The sequence below is a fragment of the Lelliottia nimipressuralis genome, assembly GCF_004115925.1.
Taxonomy (GTDB): Bacteria; Pseudomonadota; Gammaproteobacteria; order Enterobacterales; family Enterobacteriaceae; genus Enterobacter; species Enterobacter nimipressuralis.
The window spans coordinates 1-525 of sequence record NZ_SDDX01000055.1; the positions used below are offsets into that span (position 1 = coordinate 1).

Consider the following 525-nt stretch of genomic DNA (forward strand, 5'->3'; position numbering starts at 1 on the left):
CCCGATAACCAAAACGCCTGAGTATAAGTATTGCGCCGTGCGCGTGGAGCCGATTGCCGATCAGCAAAGCGCCGAGCAATATGTGATTGATGAATACACGAAATTGAAAGCCCGCCTACGCGAAAGCGCAATGGGTTAAATAAGTAGATATTCAATGAATAAATGGGGTGAGATATTCACCCCATTTTTATTTGTATACTTAGCATTAATTTTATCAATATTATTCTGGAATGTAGCTCGCAGAAATCAATGCAACTTTTAAATGCGGGAATTACATCTTTGCATTTTAATTCAGAAGGATAAGATGGCGGCGGGTGCTTAAGACTTTCTGTTTTGAGCATGTGTGAGGAGCAGAAAGTTGAAAGCCCCGGGAAAGTTAAACTCACCCGAGGCTACAAAACAACATCAACTCCCACAAGTTGAAGTTAGCCTCTTATTCTTATAAATGCAAGGAGTAAAAGGCATGACGCCATTAAAAACTGTGTTAGGCATTGTTTTTATTATTTGCCTGACCATCGTGATTTT

1 pseudogene is annotated in these 525 nt (G+C 40.2%); it reads left to right on the top strand.

Features of this window, described 5'->3' with window-relative positions:
* A pseudogene (locus tag ETG88_RS22150) lies at positions 1–139 on the top strand (formate dehydrogenase); the annotation flags it as partial.
* Positions 140–525 lie beyond the last annotated feature (386 nt).